Consider the following 14,163-nt stretch of genomic DNA (forward strand, 5'->3'; position numbering starts at 1 on the left):
CCGACGTGATCGTGTGGGGTTGCCGTCGTCCAGCGACGGCAACCCCGCACGATCGTCCGGTCGTCACTCGCCTGTGGCGCCGTCGACCGCCTCGCGCAGCAGGTCGGCGTGGCCGTTGTGGCGCGCGTACTCCTCGATCATGTGGACGAGGATCCACCGCAGCGACACGGGCTCTCCCGTCGCGTGGTGCCGGCGGCGCGACTCCTGGTCGAGCCCGCCGGCGGCCAGCGCCGCCGCGAGGGTGCGCTGCGAGCGCGCGACCGACGCGTCCCACTGCGCACGCAGCTCCTCGGGGGTGTCGTCGGCGGCGCTCGTCCACTCCCAGTCGCGGTCCGCGTCCCAGTCGGCCGACGCCCACGGCTCGACCCGCTCGTCGAGCCACACCTGGGAGAACCAGTTGTCCTCGACCATCGCCAGGTGCTTGATCAGCCCGCCCAGGGTCATCGTCGACGGCGGCAGGCGGCGGCGCAGGGCCTCGGCGTCGAGCCCGTCGGTCTTCAGGAGCAGCGTGCGGCGGTGGAAGTCGAGGAAGCCGAGCAGCGTGGCCGCCTCGTCGGCGCGGTGCTGCGGGTCGACGCGCTCGGGCGTGAGGGGTTCCATGGCCGTCATGCTGCCCGGTCCGCGGTCGGCTGCGCATCCGTGTGCGCGACGTGTCGCAGCTGCCGCCAGATCAGCACGACGAACACCGTCGACCCGACGAACGCGAACCAGAACGGTGCCGTCACGCCCCAGTGCTGCGCGAGCCACCCGCCGACCGCGGCGCCGACCACCAGCCCCCCGAACGTGCCGATGAGGTTCACGCTGTTGACGCGTCCCTGCAGCGCGCTCGGCACGGCGCGCTGCCGGATGGTGATGGACGTCGTCCCCCAGACGAACGCGTGGGCGCCGAAGACGAAGAACACGGGCATCGCGACCCAGGGGCTCGTCGTCAGCGCGAGCGCGAGGTGCGTGAGCGTCTCGACGACCAGCCCGACGCGCATGATCGCGGTGAGCGTGACCCGTGCCGTCAGCCACCCGAAGGCCGCGACGCCGACGATCCCGCCGACCGCCTGCATCGTCGTCACGAGGCCGAAGCCGACGTCACCCAGGCCCAGGCGCTGCTGCGCGTAGAGCACGAGCACGGACCACGCGGCGCCGAACGTCACGTTGAAGATGAGGATCGTCAGGACGAGCGTGCGCACGGCCGGGTGGCGCCAGGTCCAGCGCACGCCCTCGACGATGTCGCCGCGGACGGTCCGCTGCTCGTGCGCCTCGCGACCGTGCGGCGGCAGCACGACGCGCGAGACGAGCACGACGCCCGCCGCCATGAGCACGGCGGCCCCCGCGAACGGTGACCACTGCCCGGCGGCGAACAGCGCCGCCCCCAGCGGCGGGCCCGCGAGCTGGTTCAGCCCGATGACCCCCGCCATGGTCCGCTGGTTGGCCACGGCCAGGTCGTCGCGTCGCACGATCATCGGCGTGAGGGTGCTGCCCACGTTGTCCGCGAAGGTCTCGGCCGTGCCCAGCAGGAACAGCGCGGTCAGGACGAGCCAGATCGGTGCGGCCTCGACGGCGACGCACGTCGCGAGGACGGCGAGGACCGCGACCCGCGCGCCGTCCATCGCCATGACGAGCCGGCGCCGGTCCACACGGTCGGTGACGGCCCCCGCGAACAGCCCGAACAGCAGCGGCGGCAGCCACCCCAGCAGCGCCGCGAGGGCGACGAGGAACGCCTGGTCGGTGCGCGAGGCGACGAGCAGGGGGCCGGCCGCGAGCACGAGCCCGTCGCCGAGGTTCGACGACCACGACGCACCGAGCAGCCACCGGAACGGACGACCGAGGCGCTCGGGCAGGGCGGTCTCGACCACGCGCGTCAGCACCCGGTCAGGGTAACCAGCACCCCGCCGCCCCCCGCGAGCTCTTTCGGCCCGTCGGTGCCCGCTGCCAGACTTCCGGCATGACCCGTGACGACGCGTTCTTCCAGGCCGCCGACGCGGTCCTCGACCTCGTCGACCGGCCGGAGGTCGCCGCGCGCTGGTCGGAGCCGAGCGCCCTGCCGCAGATGAGCGTCGGGGCGCTGGCCGTCCACCTGGGCAACCAGGTCGTGCGCGCGGCGCAGGTCGTCGCCCTCGACCCCGCGGACCTGCCCGTCCTGGCCGACGCCGACGAGCACTACGCGAGGTCGGCCTGGCCGACGGCGGCCCCCGAGGACGCGATCAACGACCACAGCCACGACGAGACGGCCGCGCTCGCGGGGCCCGCCGCGCTGCACGACCGTGTCGTCGAGCACCGCGAGGCCTACCGGGACGCCCTGACCAGCGGTGCCGCGCGCGACGTGGTGCCCGTGCCGTGGGCCGGGTGGGCGATGCGCCGCGAGGACTTCCTGCTGACGCGCCTGCTGGAGGTCGTCGTGCACACCGACGACCTGGCCGTCAGCGTCGGCATCGACACCCCCACGCTGCCCGCCGAGGTCTTCGACCCCGTGCGCGACCTGCTCGCGCGCCTCGCGGTCGCGCGGCACGGGCAGGCGCGGGTCGTCGCGGCCCTCACGCGCCGCGAGCGCGCGCAGCCCATCCACGCGTTCTGACGCGACGCGTGGTCCGGCTGCCCCGGAGCCCCCGCTACCGCAGCCGCGCCATGTACATCCCCGGCTTCGTGGGGCTGAACCCGAAGCGCTCGTAGAGCCCGTGCGCGTCGGCGGTGGCGAGCACCACGCGCGGCAGGCCCGCCGCGTCGAGGTGCGCGACGACGCCCGCGACGAGCGCCGTCCCGATGCCGTGCCCGCGCTCGGCGTCGTCGACGAACACGTCGCACAGCCACGCGAAGGTCGCACCGTCGGTGACCACGCGGGCGAACGCCACCTGGCGGCCGGACGCCCGTTCGAGCACGCCGAAGCAGAGGGACGCGTCGATCGCGGCGTCCTGGACGTCCGCGGCGCGGCCGCGCGCCCAGTAGGAGCGCTCGGACAGCCAACGGTGCACGGTCGCGCGGTCGACGTCGGCGCGATCGGCCGTGAACCGGTAGCGGGCGGCGTCGAGGCCGTACGTGCCCTGGCGCGTCGTGTCGTGCGTCGTCACCGGCGCGACATTACCGAGCGGCGCGCCGGCGGGGGAGGGTGAGCGGTCCACTGGCCGAGGGCGTCACGGCGTCGCGGTGAGCACGCCCGGCAGCTCGTCGAAGCGCGCCCGTGCGTCCAGCGACACCACGGCGCGTCCGTGCTCGACGGCGTGCGCCGCGATGATCACGTCGTGCGCGCCGCGGGCGGCACCCGCCCGGCGGACGTGCGCGAGGAGCCGGGCGTGCTCCGCGGCCGTGCGCGCCGTGTAGTCCAGGACCACGATCGCGTCGAGGATCGCGGTCAGCGTCCGTGCCCGGCCGGCGGCCCGCTCCGGTGTGTCCGCCAGCTCGATGCCGGTGCGGAACTCGGCCACCGTGATCGCGGCGATGGCCAGGTCGTCGTCGTCGAGCGCATCCCGTTGGAGCGTGCCGCGCTCGAACGCGATCAGGGCACCGGTGTCGAGGATCAGGCGCCGTCCCACGGTCCTCCGTCGTCGGTCAGGAGCGACGTCGCCGCGTCGATGTCGGACTCCAGGTCGTCGTCGAGCGGGGGCAGACCTGCCAGCGCCTCGCGCAGCCGACGCCCCGTGGAGGGGGTCGCCGGTCGGAGCTCTGCGACGACGTGCCCGGCACGGGTGACCTGGACGGTCTCGCCGCGCTCCACGGCGTCCAGCAGGTCGGAGAACCCGCGGGACGCGTGTGTGGCGGTGACGGTGCGCATGACGCCACTGTACTCCGGTACATCTGATTATCAGAGTCTTGCGCGCTCGCCTGCGGTCACCCGCCCGACGCGACCGGTGGCACCACGTCGTCCAGCCGCCACGACGTCGCCGCGAGCGCCGCGACCGGCATGGGACGGCCGTAGTGGTACCCCTGCGCGGCGGGGCAGCCGAGCTCCTCGAGGAGCCGCGCCTGCTCCGGCGTCTCGACGCCCTCGGCGACGACGAGCATGTCGAGCTCGGCGCACAGGCCGAGGAGCGCGCGGACCATGCCCGTGCGCCGTGTGGACGTCGTCAGCGACGTGAGGAACTGCCGGTCGAGCTTGAGGAAGTCCGCGGGCAGCTCGTCGAGCCGGCTCAGCGAGGAGTAGCCGGTCCCGAAGTCGTCGATCGCGATGCGCACGCCACCGGCCCGCAGCGCCGCCAGCGCCCGCAGCGCGGCCGGCCCGGACGCCTCGACGACGCTCTCGGTCACCTCGAGGACGAACTGCGACGCCGGCCAGCGCGCGGCCTCCAGCGCCCGCAGCACGCGGTCGGCGTACCCCAGCCCGACCAGCTCGCGCCCCGAGACGTTGACGCCCACGTGCACGGGCCGCCCCCACGCGCGCTGCAGCACGTGGGCGTCGGCGCACGCGAGCCGCAGCACCTCGGTGCCGAGCTGGTCGATGACGCCGCCGTCCTCCGCGGCGGGCACGAACTCCAGGGGCGGCACGGGGCCGAGCCGGGGGTGGTCCCAGCGGGCGAGCGCCTCGACCGCGACGACCTCGCGCGAGGGGAGCCCGATGATCGGCTGCAGCTCGACGCGCAGGTCGCCGGCCGCGAGGCTGCGCGCGAGGTCGTCGACGAGCCGGCTGCGTCGCCGCTCCGACAGCACGGTGCGCCCGCGCCCCGCGGCCTTGGCGGCGTAGAGCGCGGAGTCGGTGCGGCGCAGCACCTCGGCCACCGTCTCGCCCTCGACGTGCTCGGCGACGCCGCACGAGACCGCGGCCGGCGCGGCCGCGCACAGCATGTCGGCCACGGCGTGCGCCTGCGTGCCGGTGGTGCCGGGCAGCAGGACGGCGAACTCGTCGCCGCCGCGGCGGCCCAGCACCATGCCCGGCACGTCCAGCTCGCGCCACGCGTCGGCGGTCGCCCGCAGCAGCTCGTCGCCGGCGGCGTGACCGCGCTCGTCGTTGACGAGCTTGAAGTGGTCGATGTCGACGAGCGCGAGGGACAGCGGCAGGCCGCGCCGTTCGCGCCGCTCGATGGCGTGCTCGAGCGCGGCGTCCCACGCGCGCCGGTCCGCGAGCCCCGTGAGCGCGTCGACGCCCGCCGTCGACGCGTGCCGGGCCAGCACGCCGACCGCCCACGCGACGCCGCCCCACAGCACGACGTACGCCGCGCACACCAGCAGGGGCACGTGGTGCACGAGCAGCAGCGGGCCGACCTGGCACGCACCGGCCACCGCGACCAGCACCCACGCGTCGCGCCGCCGCAGGAAGAGCATCGACTCGATCGCGACGAGCATGGCCATCGCCGCGGACGCCATCGCGAGCGTGAGCGTCGGGGACATCGTCGTCCCCACGCCGAGCGCGGCCGCGCCGACGAGCACCGTGAAGGCGATCCCGCGCGTCGGGATCCGCGGCCCCACGACGAGGAGCACCGGCCCGGTGGCGACCGCGGCCAGCGCGAGCACCAGCAGGGGCACGCCGCGCGGTCCCTCGACCCGCACCACGTCGAGCGAGAGCAGGGCCGCGGTCACCCCGCCGACGGTGAAGAGGAAGGCGGTCGTGCGCACCAGGACGTCGGACGTGCCGGTGCGCGTCGACGTAGCCACCTGCCCACACTCGGGCCCGGCGGGCTGTTCGTCCAGGTCTGCGGCGCTCGGCGTGCCTGGCACGCCGGAGGATCACCCGCTCGCCACACCGCGCGTGGCGGTCGGGGGCGTCAGCGGCGGAAGCCGCCCTCGGTCGACAGGACCTGCCCGACGACCCAGCGGCCCGCGTCGGAGACGAGCCACTCGATGAGCCGCGCGGGGTCGTCGGGCTCACCGAACCGGCCGCCGGGGAAGTGCGCGACGATCGCGGCGAGCTCCTCGGGAGAGCGCGCCTCGGCGTCGACGTCGAGGTACCCGGTGTTGACGGGGCCGGGGTTCACGGTGTTGAGCAGGATGCCGCGGTCGGCGAGGTCGTGCGCGACCGAGGCGGTGAGCCCGGCGAGCGCGGCCTTCGACGCGGCGTACGCGATCTCGTGCGGCATCGCGCCGTGCCCCTGCCCCGACGTCATCCACACGACCCGCCCGCCGGGACGCCCGTCGTGCTGCGCGGCGAACGCCTTGGTCGCCAGGATCGTCGAGCGCGTGTTGACGGCCCAGTGCGCGTCGAGCGTCTGCGCGGTCTGCTCGGCGAGCGGGCCGTCACCACCGCTGCGCGCGTGGTTCGCGACGAGCACGTCGAGGTGGCCGAGCGCGTCGACGGCGCGCGCGACCAGCTCCTCACCGGCCGTGGGTGCCGCGAGGTCGAGGCTCGTCGCCGCGAGACGCGCGCCCGGGACGAGCTCGGCCTCGAGCGCCGCGAGCACCGCGGGCACGTCGTCGGCGCCCCACGGCTGCTCGGCGTCGTGCGGGGCCCAGTGCTGGACGAACACGTCCGCGCCCGCCCGGGCCAGCCGGGACGCGACCGCGAACCCGATGCCGCGCCGTCGGCTGACCCCGGTCACGACAGCGGTACGTCCGCGCAGGTCCTCGCTCATGAGGGGCGACGCTAGACGGCCGGGCCGTCCCGGCGCACGTCGATTGCCGGTCGTCCCCACCGGGCCGGCGAGCGGGTGGCGAAAACGGGCACCCGACCCCGCACCCGGCCCGTAGGGTGTGGTCCGGCGCGGACGTCGGGGGGCGAGCCGTGCCGCACGTGACGTGCGACGGTTCCTCCTGCTCCCCGCGGAAGGATGGTCATGGACGCACGCCCGGTCCCCCAGCCCGCTCTCGACCGCATGGTCGACCCCGCCGGGCACCCCCTGGTCGTGGGCGTCGTCCCCGGGCAGGACCCGCTCGTCGTGCGCACCGCCGCGGCGTGGGGGCGGGCCGTCGGCGCACCGCACCTGCACCTGGCCTACGTCGACCCCGCGCGGTATGTGGTGCACGAGCGCGCCGACGGGTCCGTCGCCCACATGTCCTTGGACGCCGACACCGACGACGCGTGGCAGCGCACGCGGGACGAGCTGCGCGCGCAGGCCGCCGAGCACCTCGCGGGGCAGCAGGTCGTGTGGCGTGTGCACTACCTGGCGGGGCGTCCCGACCGGGCGCTGACGCACCTCGCGCGAGCCGTCGACGCCTCCGCGATCGTCGTCGGCAGCCGCTCCGGGCGGCTGCGGGAGCTGCTCGAGGGCTCGATCGCCCTGCACCTCGCGTACCACCAGCACCGTCCCGTGCTCACCGTGCCGCTGAGCGTCGCCGACTGGCAGGACCCGCGGGCGCCGTGGCAGCGCTGACGCCGCCGCACGGCACCGACGCACCGCCCGCAGCCGCACCGGCCGACGCCCTGCCGCTGGCCGCCGCCGCGCTGCTCGTGGCCGCCGGTGGCACCCTCGGTGTGCTCGTCCGCGCGCTGCTGACGCAGCCCGTGGCCCCGGGCGGGTGGCCGTGGCGCACCTTCGCGATCAACGTCCTGGGCTCGCTCCTGCTCGGTGCGCTGCTGGGCGTCCTGCAGCGTGGTCCCGACGTCGGCCGGCGCCGGGCCGTGCGCCTGGGCGTCGGCACGGGCGTCCTCGGCGGCTTCACGACGTACAGCACGTTCGCGCTCGAGGTCGAGCAGCTCCTCGCGGCCGGGCACGTCGTGACCGGTGTCGCGTACGCGCTGGGCAGCGTGGTGCTCGGCCTCGCGGCGGCAGGCGTGGGGATCGTGGCAGCGGGCAGCCTCCCGCGACGTGGCGCGCTCGGCGGCGACGCGGGCGAGGAGCCGTGATCGTCGCGGTCGCGCTCGCGGGCGGCCTCGGCGCGGCGTCGCGCCTCCTGGTCGACACCGGGGTGTCGGGCCGCACCCGCGCCGCGGCCCGACGCGGGCGGACGGGTGCGCGGGGCGCCGGCCCGCAGGTCCCGCTGGGCACGCTCGTCGTCAACGTCACCGCGTGCCTGCTGCTGGGTGCCCTGACGGGCTGGCTGCTGGGCCACCCGGGCCAGGACGACCTGCGCGCGGTGCTCGCGGTGGGCTTCCTCGGCGGCTACTCGACGTTCAGCACCGCGAGCGTCGAGGCCGTCCGGCTGCTGCTCGCGGGTCGTGGCGCCGCCGCGGCGCTGCACGCGCTCGGCATGCTCGTGGCCTGCGTGGCGGCCACGACGGCCGGTCTGGCCCTCACGGCACCCTGACCCCGCCCGGGTGCGGGGCACCCGCGTCAGGCGCGGGGGACACGAGCCCCGTCGCCGGACCGGGCACCCCGCACGCGCGGGCGGGTGCAGAGCCCGAAGGCGGGCCGCGCCGTGTCACCAGGACGGCGCGACCCGCCGGACCCCCGGACACCGGGGGAACCCGTCCCGGCAGGCGCGGACCTGGCCGGGTCGGGGGCGGTGGGGTGCGGTCCGACGCAGTTGCGTCGGACCCCACCGGTGATCAGCTCGCGGTGCAGGTGAGCACGGGCGTCGACGGCGAGCCGCCGCCGAGGAACCCGAACGTCGCCGACCCGTTGGCCGGGAGCGAGCCGTTCCACGAGACGTTGCGGACCGTGACCTGGTCGCCCTGCACGGTCAGCGAGCCGTTCCAGAGCTGGTCGATCCGCTCGCCGGACGTGCGCCACGTGACGGTCCACCCGGAGACCGCCGCACCGGCGCGCACGGTCACCTCACCCTGGAACCCGCCGGGCCAGGAGTTGCCGGTGGTGTACGTCGCGGTGCAGCCGCCCGTCGGGGGCGGGGTGGTGACGGTCGGCGTCGGCGTCGGGGTCGGGATGTTCGGGGTGACGGTCGGCGTCGGCGTCGGGGTCGGGATGTTCGGGGTGACGGTGGGCGTCGGGGTGACCGTCGGGGTGGGCGTCGGCGTGCTCGTCGTCGACGTCAGCGACGTGAAGAACTGCCAGATCTCGCCGGGGACGTGCGACTGCTGCTTGCCGCGGTCGACGGCGTTCCACTGGTGGTCGCTGTCGTTGGCGATCCACACGACGGGGAACCCGTCACGGCACTGGTAGGTCGTCTTGGTGTGCGGCTGACCGCTGTTGCCGGCCGGCTCGGGCGCGTTCTGCGCCTGGCAGCCGTTGTTGCGCAGCGCGCGGTCCCGCAGGGCGCGACCCTGGGAGATGTTCAGCACGCTGTCGACGACGCCGTGCGAGCCGAGGTACGCGATGGGCTGGGTGCCGCCCTCGCAGCCGGACAGCTGCGCGCCGTTGAGCACGGCGACGGCGCGGAAGACGTTGGCGCGGGCGCAGGCCAGCGCGTTGCTCATGCCGCCGCCGTAGCTGAACCCGGTGGAGAACCGCTGCGTCGTGTCGACGCACAGGGCGGCCTCGACGGTCCGCAGGATGTCGTCGATGAACGTGACGTCGCGGCCGTTGTTGTTGGGCCACGCGTTGTCGATGCCCTGGGGCGCGACGAAGATCGTGCTGTTGTTCGACAGCGGCTTGAGGCCGTAGAAGTTCTCGTTCACGACGTCCTGGGCCGTGCCGTGCCACCAGTGGATGCCGAGCACGAGGCGGTAGGCCCTGTTGGGGTCGTAGTTGGCGGGCACGTCGAGCCGGAACTGACGCTGCTGGCCGCTGCTGGTGATCGTGTGGTTGCCCGTCGCCAGGCGCGGCGCGCTGCCGCAGCCCGCGGTCACGGCGGTGGGCGCGACACCACCGGCCAGCGCGGCTGCGGGTTGGGCTGATGCGGGTGCCGCGAGGCCACCGAGGACGAGTGCCGCGGTGGCTGCCGCGAGCACTGCGCGGAGACGTGAGGGCGCGATGCGAGGTCGCACAGGAGTTCCTCCCTGCCGGGGCGTCTGGCGCCGGTGCCGGACGCGGGTGAACCGTGGGGGCGAACGTTCACGGTCCGGCGAATGTAGCGATACACCACGGGTCCGGCGTAGGGCCCGAAACGGTTCGTGCACCAACGGATCTGTCCGGCGGTGCCGGTGACCCGCCCGCACCGGCCCCCGTCAGGGGCGGTGCCACACCAGCGCGTAGCGCCACAGCGGCAGCCGCCGCCACCGCACGCCGGGCAGCTCGTGGCGCGCGACCTGCCTGATCTGCGCGTACGTGTGCGGGGGCGGCCAGACCGTCGGCGCGGTGTGCTCCCAGTACGTCCGCGTGCGCCGCAGCACCTGGTGCTGGACGACGCCCGCCACCTCCCAGGGCGCGTCGCGCCAGCCGGTCGACCGGGCCATCCCCACGGCGACGAGCACGCCGCCCGGCGCGACCAGCGTCGACAGCCGGCGCAGGCCGTCGGCGAGGTCGGGCAGGTGGTGCAGCACCGCGACGGACGCGACGACGTCGAACGCCCCGGCCGGGAACGGTGCCGCCAGCCCGTCGCCGCGCACCCAGGCGATGTCGTCCCCGACGGCACGGGCCCGCGCGAGCACGTCGGCGTCGGTGTCGATGGCGACGACGTGCGGCACGCGCTCGCGCAGGTCCCCCGCGAGCAGACCGTCGCCCGTGCCGACGTCGAGCGCCGTGCGGGCGTGCGCCGGGACCGCGTCGAGGACGAGCTGGTGGTAGTGCAGGTTGTGGTTCCACCTGTCCTGCGGCGGGCTCACGAGGCCGCTCCCACGGGGGCGAGCCCCGGGGCGTACGCCATGAACGCGGTCTTGGTCCGCGACGTCAGGCCGCACGCCCGGTAGAACGCGTGGACGTCCTCGCCGGTGGCCGCCGTCTGCAGCATGACCTTGTAGCAGCCGGCGTCCCACGCGCGCTGCAGGACGTCGCCGACCAGTCGCCGGCCGTGACCGCGCCGCTGCACGGTGGCGTCGACGGCGACGTTCTCGACGACCGCCCAGGGTCGTCCGCCGCGCGACAGGTTGGGCACGACGACGAGGCACGCGGTGGCGACCACCCCTCCGTCGTCCTCGAGGACCAGGACGTCGGTGCCCGGGGTGTCGAGGATGCGCTGCAGGATCCGGCGGGCCTCTGCCGGCGCGACGGGCGGCTCGTCGGGGTGGAGGACCCCGTACAGGCGCTGGACGGCAGGCAGGTCGGCAAGGGTCGCGGCGCGGAGCACGGCACGAACGTACCGAAGCGGACAGGTCGGACTCCACGCCTGGCTCGATCGACCTCTCGCGACGGGGGTGGTGTCAGGCGCGGGTGCCGTGGGTGCGCATCGCGTGCGCGACCGCCGCCGCCTGGGCGTCGTCCTGCGCGTCCAGCCCGTCGACGACGCCCGCGTGGTCCGCCGCCGAGCGGTTCTGGCTCAGCTTCGCCTTGGCCTCGACGCGCTCGACCAGCACCTCGATGCCGACGACGGCCCGCAGCTGCTTCTCGACGAAGGCCGCCGGGGCGTCGGTGACCTGCCAGCGGTCGGCGCGGCCGGACTCGTGGTGGTCGGTGAGCAGCGTGACCGCCTCGTGCAGCCACGACGCGTCGGTGCGCACGCGGGCCCGGCCGGTGAGGTGCACGGCCGAGTAGTTCCACGTCGGGACCATGCGCCCGTGCTCGGCCTTGCTGGGGTACCAGGTGGGGGAGACGTACGCCTGCGGGCCGGTGACGACGGCGAGGGCCGGTGCGTCGTCACCGATGGTCCGCCACTGCGGGTTGGCGCGTGCCATGTGCAGGACGAGCCGGTCCCCGTCCCAGACCACGGGCAGGAGCGTCGACGTCGGGTAGCCGTCGGCGCCGACGGTCACCAGCTCGGCCGTGCCGACCGACGCGACGAGCGCGCGGATCTCGCCGGCGTCGTCGAGGGCGTTGAAGACGGGTACGTACACCCGTCGGAGCGTAGCGACGGGCGCGGCCGGCGTCGCGTGCATTCAGGCCGTGACGGCTCGGGGCCGCCCGCCGGAGGAGTGCTCCGGCGGACGGCCCGAGGGTCGTGCTGGGTGGTGCGTGGTGCGTGGTGCGTGCGTCAGCGTGCGGCGCAGGTGGCCGACGGCGTGCTGCTGTTGCCGCCGGAGTAGTACGTCACGCCGAAGCTCTGGTTGCCTGCCGACGTGAAGGTGTTGCCCGAGCGGGTGGCGTTCCAGGAGTTCTGGATCGACTGGCCCGAGCCGGGGCTGACCGTCACGGTCCAGCTGGTGGCGCCGGAGACGGTGTAGGTGACGTTGAACCGGTCGCTCCACGACTCGGCCTTGGTGGCGGTGACGGTGCACGAGCCCGTGCTGCCGCCCGTGTTCCCGCCGGTGTTGCCACCCGTGTTGCCGCCCGTGTTGCCGCCGGTGCTGCCACCGGCCGGAGCGACCGCGCGGCCGGTCGACGCGGAGATGTGACCGGTGCACAGGTTGCGCGACTGCAGGTCCTGCAGGATGCCGGGCAGCGCCTGCACGGTCGCCGCGGGCCAGTCGTGCATGAGGATGATCTGGCCGTTGGTCAGACGCGAGGCCGCCGAGCGGATCGACTGCGACGACGCGTTGTTCCAGTCGTTGGAGTCGACGTCCCACGTGACGACCCGAAGGCCGAGGCCGGAGGCGACCGAGTTGACGGTGCCGTTGACCTCGCCGTACGGGGGACGGAAGATCTGCGCCGTCACGCCGGCGGTGCTCTGGATGACCTGCTGCGTCCGCGAGAGCTGCGACTGGACGTCGCTCTGGCTCATGTTCACCAGGTGCGGGTGGTCCCAGCTGTGGTTGCCGATCTGCAGGCCGGCGTTCTTGTAGGCCTGCATGAGGGACGCGTTGTTCTGCGCGTTCTGGCCGGTCGGGAAGACCGTGGCGGTCGCGTTGGCGGCCCGCAGGGCGCTGATGATCTGGTTCGTCGTGCCCGAGTTCGGGCCGTCGTCGAACGTCAGGGAGACGTAGCCGGCGGAGCAGTTCTGCGTGCCGCCGCCCGTGTTGCCGCCCGTGTTGCCCCCGGTGTTGCCGCCGGTGTCACCACCTGTGTTCCCACCGGTGTTGCCGCCCGTGTTCCCACCGGTGCTGCCGCCGGCCGCGGCGCAGGTGGCGGACGGCGTGCTGCTGTTGCCGCCGGAGTAGTACGTCACGCCGAAGCTCTGGTTGCCGGCCGACGTGAACGTGTTGCCCGAGCGCGTCGCGTTCCACGAGCTCTGGATCGACTGGCCCGAGCCGGGGCTGACCGTGACGGTCCAGCTGGTGGCGCCCGAGACGGTGTACGTGACGTTGAACCGGTCGCTCCACGACTCGGCCTTCGTCGCGGTCACGGTGCAGCCGCTGGACGTGCCGCCGCCGGTGTTCCCACCGGTGTTGCCGCCCGTGTTCCCGCCCGTGTTGCCCCCGGTGTTGCCGCCGGAGGAGCCCTCGGAGACCGTGATGTCCGAGGAGCCGGAGGACTGGTAGCCCTCGGTGGCCATGATCTGGTAGTTCTGCCGGCCGAGCTGCATGCCCTTGGACGCCCACGCGTCGAAGTGCGTCTGCGCGGTGATCGTCCCGCCCACGCGCTTCTGCTGGCGCACCGACCAGAACTGCTTGAAGGTCGAGCTGTCACCCTCGATCGACGGGGCGTTGACGCGCGTCGTCTCGTAGATGTCGTACGTGCCGCCGTCGGCGTTGACGGTGCCCTTGAACGTGCCGGTCGGGCGGTAGGTGCCCCACGAGTCGACGATGTAGTACTCGATCAGCGGACCGTTGGTCCACCCGTAGAGCGTCAGGTAGGCGTTGCCCGAGGGGTTGAACGACCCCGAGTAGGACACGGCGCGGCCGGTCCCGGTCTGCCAGCCCTTGCCGATGACGAAGTTGCCGGTGTTCTGCCACCGCGTCGTGTACTTGCCACCGCCGTTCATCTCGGAGGAGACCGTGCCGGGGCTGTCGGTCCAGAACGAGTACCACAGGCCGTCCGTGCCGGTCCCGTTGGTGGTGATCGTGGCCGCGGTCGCGGGCGCGGCCACGGCGACGCCGCCGAGGGCCAGCGTCGCGGCGGCGACCGTGCCCAGGAGGGCGCGCACGGTGCGCTGCCCTCTCCGGGCCGGTCGGGCCGTGTCGAAAGTATCGAGCATCAAAGGGCTCCTTTGTGCGGGCACATCTGGTGGGGCAGGGTGGGGGCCGGCGGGTCAGGTGGCGCTCACCGGCTCGTGAGGAGGTGCGTCGGGCGCGGGTGGCGCCTCGAAACACCGGACTCGGCCAGTGTGACCGAGGTGAATGCGCAGGTGAACAGCCCTGCGGAGGTGCAAACCGTTTAAGGCCGGGCGGTGTACTCGGGCGGGTGGTGGCTGAGCCTGTGCCGACCTGAGGTCCGCCGGGTGGGCTGCGACTCCTCGAAAACGATCGGGGCCGCCGGCGGCAGACGATCGGAGCCGTCGGCGTGGCGGGAGGGTCGGGAGATGCACGAGGTGCCGGGAAGAGCACGAGGTGCCGCGGTCGACGTCGAC

At 74.4% G+C, this 14,163-nt stretch carries 16 protein-coding genes; 4 read left to right on the forward strand and 12 right to left on the reverse strand.

Annotated features, from left to right (window positions below; all coding sequences use genetic code 11):
* Positions 1–63: 63 nt before the first annotated feature.
* Both H9657_RS16260 and H9657_RS16265 read right to left on the reverse strand, forming a co-directional pair.
* Positions 64–609: a DinB family protein gene (locus H9657_RS16260; RefSeq protein WP_191784479.1), complete on the reverse strand. Its 546-nt coding sequence runs from the start codon at positions 607–609 to the stop codon at positions 64–66.
* Positions 606–1,856 carry an MFS transporter gene (locus tag H9657_RS16265; protein WP_191784531.1) on the reverse strand — a complete coding sequence of 417 codons (1,251 nt, stop codon included), beginning with the start codon at positions 1,854–1,856 and terminating at the stop codon, positions 606–608. Before H9657_RS16265 ends, H9657_RS16260 begins: the two co-directional genes overlap by 4 nt.
* Positions 1,857–1,936: 80 nt before the next feature.
* On the opposite strand from H9657_RS16265, the gene H9657_RS16270 reads away from it, so the two are divergent.
* Entirely contained in the window at positions 1,937–2,566 is a 630-nt protein-coding gene (locus H9657_RS16270; protein ID WP_191784480.1) for a maleylpyruvate isomerase N-terminal domain-containing protein, read from the forward strand.
* Between the two features lie 34 nt (positions 2,567–2,600).
* On the opposite strand, the gene H9657_RS16275 is transcribed toward H9657_RS16270, so the two are convergent.
* The 5 genes from H9657_RS16275 to H9657_RS16295 form a co-directional block, all read right to left on the reverse strand.
* Positions 2,601–3,056 (reverse strand): GNAT family N-acetyltransferase, encoded by a 456-nt coding sequence (locus H9657_RS16275; protein ID WP_191784481.1) that lies wholly within the window; start codon positions 3,054–3,056, stop codon positions 2,601–2,603.
* A gap of 63 nt (positions 3,057–3,119) precedes the next feature.
* Complete coding sequence (locus H9657_RS16280) at positions 3,120–3,518, reverse strand: PIN domain-containing protein (protein ID WP_191784482.1); 399 nt, start codon at positions 3,516–3,518, stop codon at positions 3,120–3,122.
* The gene (locus H9657_RS16285; protein WP_191784483.1) at positions 3,503–3,757 is read right to left on the reverse strand and encodes a type II toxin-antitoxin system Phd/YefM family antitoxin; all 255 of its coding nucleotides are present in this window, start codon (positions 3,755–3,757) and stop codon (positions 3,503–3,505) included. Before H9657_RS16285 ends, H9657_RS16280 begins: the two co-directional genes overlap by 16 nt.
* A 56-nt stretch (positions 3,758–3,813) precedes the next feature.
* A complete protein-coding gene (locus H9657_RS16290) occupies positions 3,814–5,571 on the reverse strand; it encodes a putative bifunctional diguanylate cyclase/phosphodiesterase (protein ID WP_191784484.1) in 1,758 nt (585 codons plus the stop codon).
* Positions 5,572–5,681: 110 nt separating this feature from the next.
* The gene (locus H9657_RS16295; RefSeq protein ID WP_191784485.1) at positions 5,682–6,485 is read right to left on the reverse strand and encodes an SDR family oxidoreductase; all 804 of its coding nucleotides are present in this window, start codon (positions 6,483–6,485) and stop codon (positions 5,682–5,684) included.
* A 201-nt stretch (positions 6,486–6,686) separates the two neighbouring features.
* On the opposite strand from H9657_RS16295, the gene H9657_RS16300 reads away from it, so the two are divergent.
* Genes H9657_RS16300 through H9657_RS16310 form a run of 3 tightly spaced genes read left to right on the forward strand, consistent with a single transcriptional unit; the run spans position 6,687 to position 8,097 of the window.
* Positions 6,687–7,223 carry a universal stress protein gene (locus H9657_RS16300; protein WP_191784486.1) on the forward strand — a complete coding sequence of 179 codons (537 nt, stop codon included), beginning with the start codon at positions 6,687–6,689 and terminating at the stop codon, positions 7,221–7,223.
* Positions 7,211–7,696 (forward strand): fluoride efflux transporter FluC, encoded by a 486-nt coding sequence (locus H9657_RS16305; protein ID WP_318241557.1) that lies wholly within the window; start codon positions 7,211–7,213, stop codon positions 7,694–7,696. The genes H9657_RS16300 and H9657_RS16305 overlap by 13 nt, the downstream gene beginning before the upstream one ends.
* The gene (locus tag H9657_RS16310; protein ID WP_191784487.1) at positions 7,693–8,097 is read left to right on the forward strand and encodes a fluoride efflux transporter FluC; all 405 of its coding nucleotides are present in this window, start codon (positions 7,693–7,695) and stop codon (positions 8,095–8,097) included. The genes H9657_RS16305 and H9657_RS16310 overlap by 4 nt, the downstream gene beginning before the upstream one ends.
* A 241-nt stretch (positions 8,098–8,338) precedes the next feature.
* Here H9657_RS16310 and H9657_RS19760 read toward each other — a convergent pair whose 3' ends face one another.
* The 5 genes from H9657_RS19760 to H9657_RS19765 all read right to left on the reverse strand — a co-directional run bounded on the left by H9657_RS19760 (position 8,339) and on the right by H9657_RS19765 (position 13,791).
* Positions 8,339–9,673 carry a cellulose binding domain-containing protein gene (locus tag H9657_RS19760; RefSeq protein ID WP_191784488.1) on the reverse strand — a complete coding sequence of 445 codons (1,335 nt, stop codon included), beginning with the start codon at positions 9,671–9,673 and terminating at the stop codon, positions 8,339–8,341.
* Positions 9,674–9,853: 180 nt separating this feature from the next.
* Positions 9,854–10,450, reverse strand: coding sequence for a class I SAM-dependent methyltransferase (locus H9657_RS16320; protein ID WP_191784489.1), 597 nt, complete (start codon positions 10,448–10,450; stop codon positions 9,854–9,856).
* Entirely contained in the window at positions 10,447–10,911 is a 465-nt protein-coding gene (locus H9657_RS16325; protein WP_191784490.1) for a GNAT family N-acetyltransferase, read from the reverse strand. Before H9657_RS16325 ends, H9657_RS16320 begins: the two co-directional genes overlap by 4 nt.
* 73 nt (positions 10,912–10,984) lie before the next feature.
* Positions 10,985–11,614 (reverse strand): FMN-binding negative transcriptional regulator, encoded by a 630-nt coding sequence (locus H9657_RS16330; RefSeq protein WP_191784491.1) that lies wholly within the window; start codon positions 11,612–11,614, stop codon positions 10,985–10,987.
* Positions 11,615–11,751: 137 nt separating this feature from the next.
* Positions 11,752–13,791 (reverse strand): glycoside hydrolase family 11 protein, encoded by a 2,040-nt coding sequence (locus H9657_RS19765; protein WP_191784492.1) that lies wholly within the window; start codon positions 13,789–13,791, stop codon positions 11,752–11,754.
* Positions 13,792–14,163: the final 372 nt, after the last annotated feature.

The sequence above is a fragment of the Cellulomonas avistercoris genome (assembly GCF_014836445.1).
Lineage (GTDB): Bacteria > Actinomycetota > Actinomycetes > Actinomycetales > Cellulomonadaceae > Cellulomonas > Cellulomonas avistercoris.

Coding starts and splice junctions, on each gene's coding strand:
- H9657_RS16285 (WP_191784483.1), bottom strand. CDS start 3,757: ATGCGCACCGTCACCGCCACACACGCGTCCCGCGGGTTCTCCGACCTG.
- H9657_RS16260 (WP_191784479.1), bottom strand. CDS start 609: ATGACGGCCATGGAACCCCTCACGCCCGAGCGCGTCGACCCGCAGCAC.
- H9657_RS16295 (WP_191784485.1), bottom strand. CDS start 6,485: ATGAGCGAGGACCTGCGCGGACGTACCGCTGTCGTGACCGGGGTCAGC.
- H9657_RS16300 (WP_191784486.1), top strand. CDS start 6,687: ATGGACGCACGCCCGGTCCCCCAGCCCGCTCTCGACCGCATGGTCGAC.
- H9657_RS16270 (WP_191784480.1), top strand. CDS start 1,937: ATGACCCGTGACGACGCGTTCTTCCAGGCCGCCGACGCGGTCCTCGAC.
- H9657_RS19765 (WP_191784492.1), bottom strand. CDS start 13,791: ATGCTCGATACTTTCGACACGGCCCGACCGGCCCGGAGAGGGCAGCGC.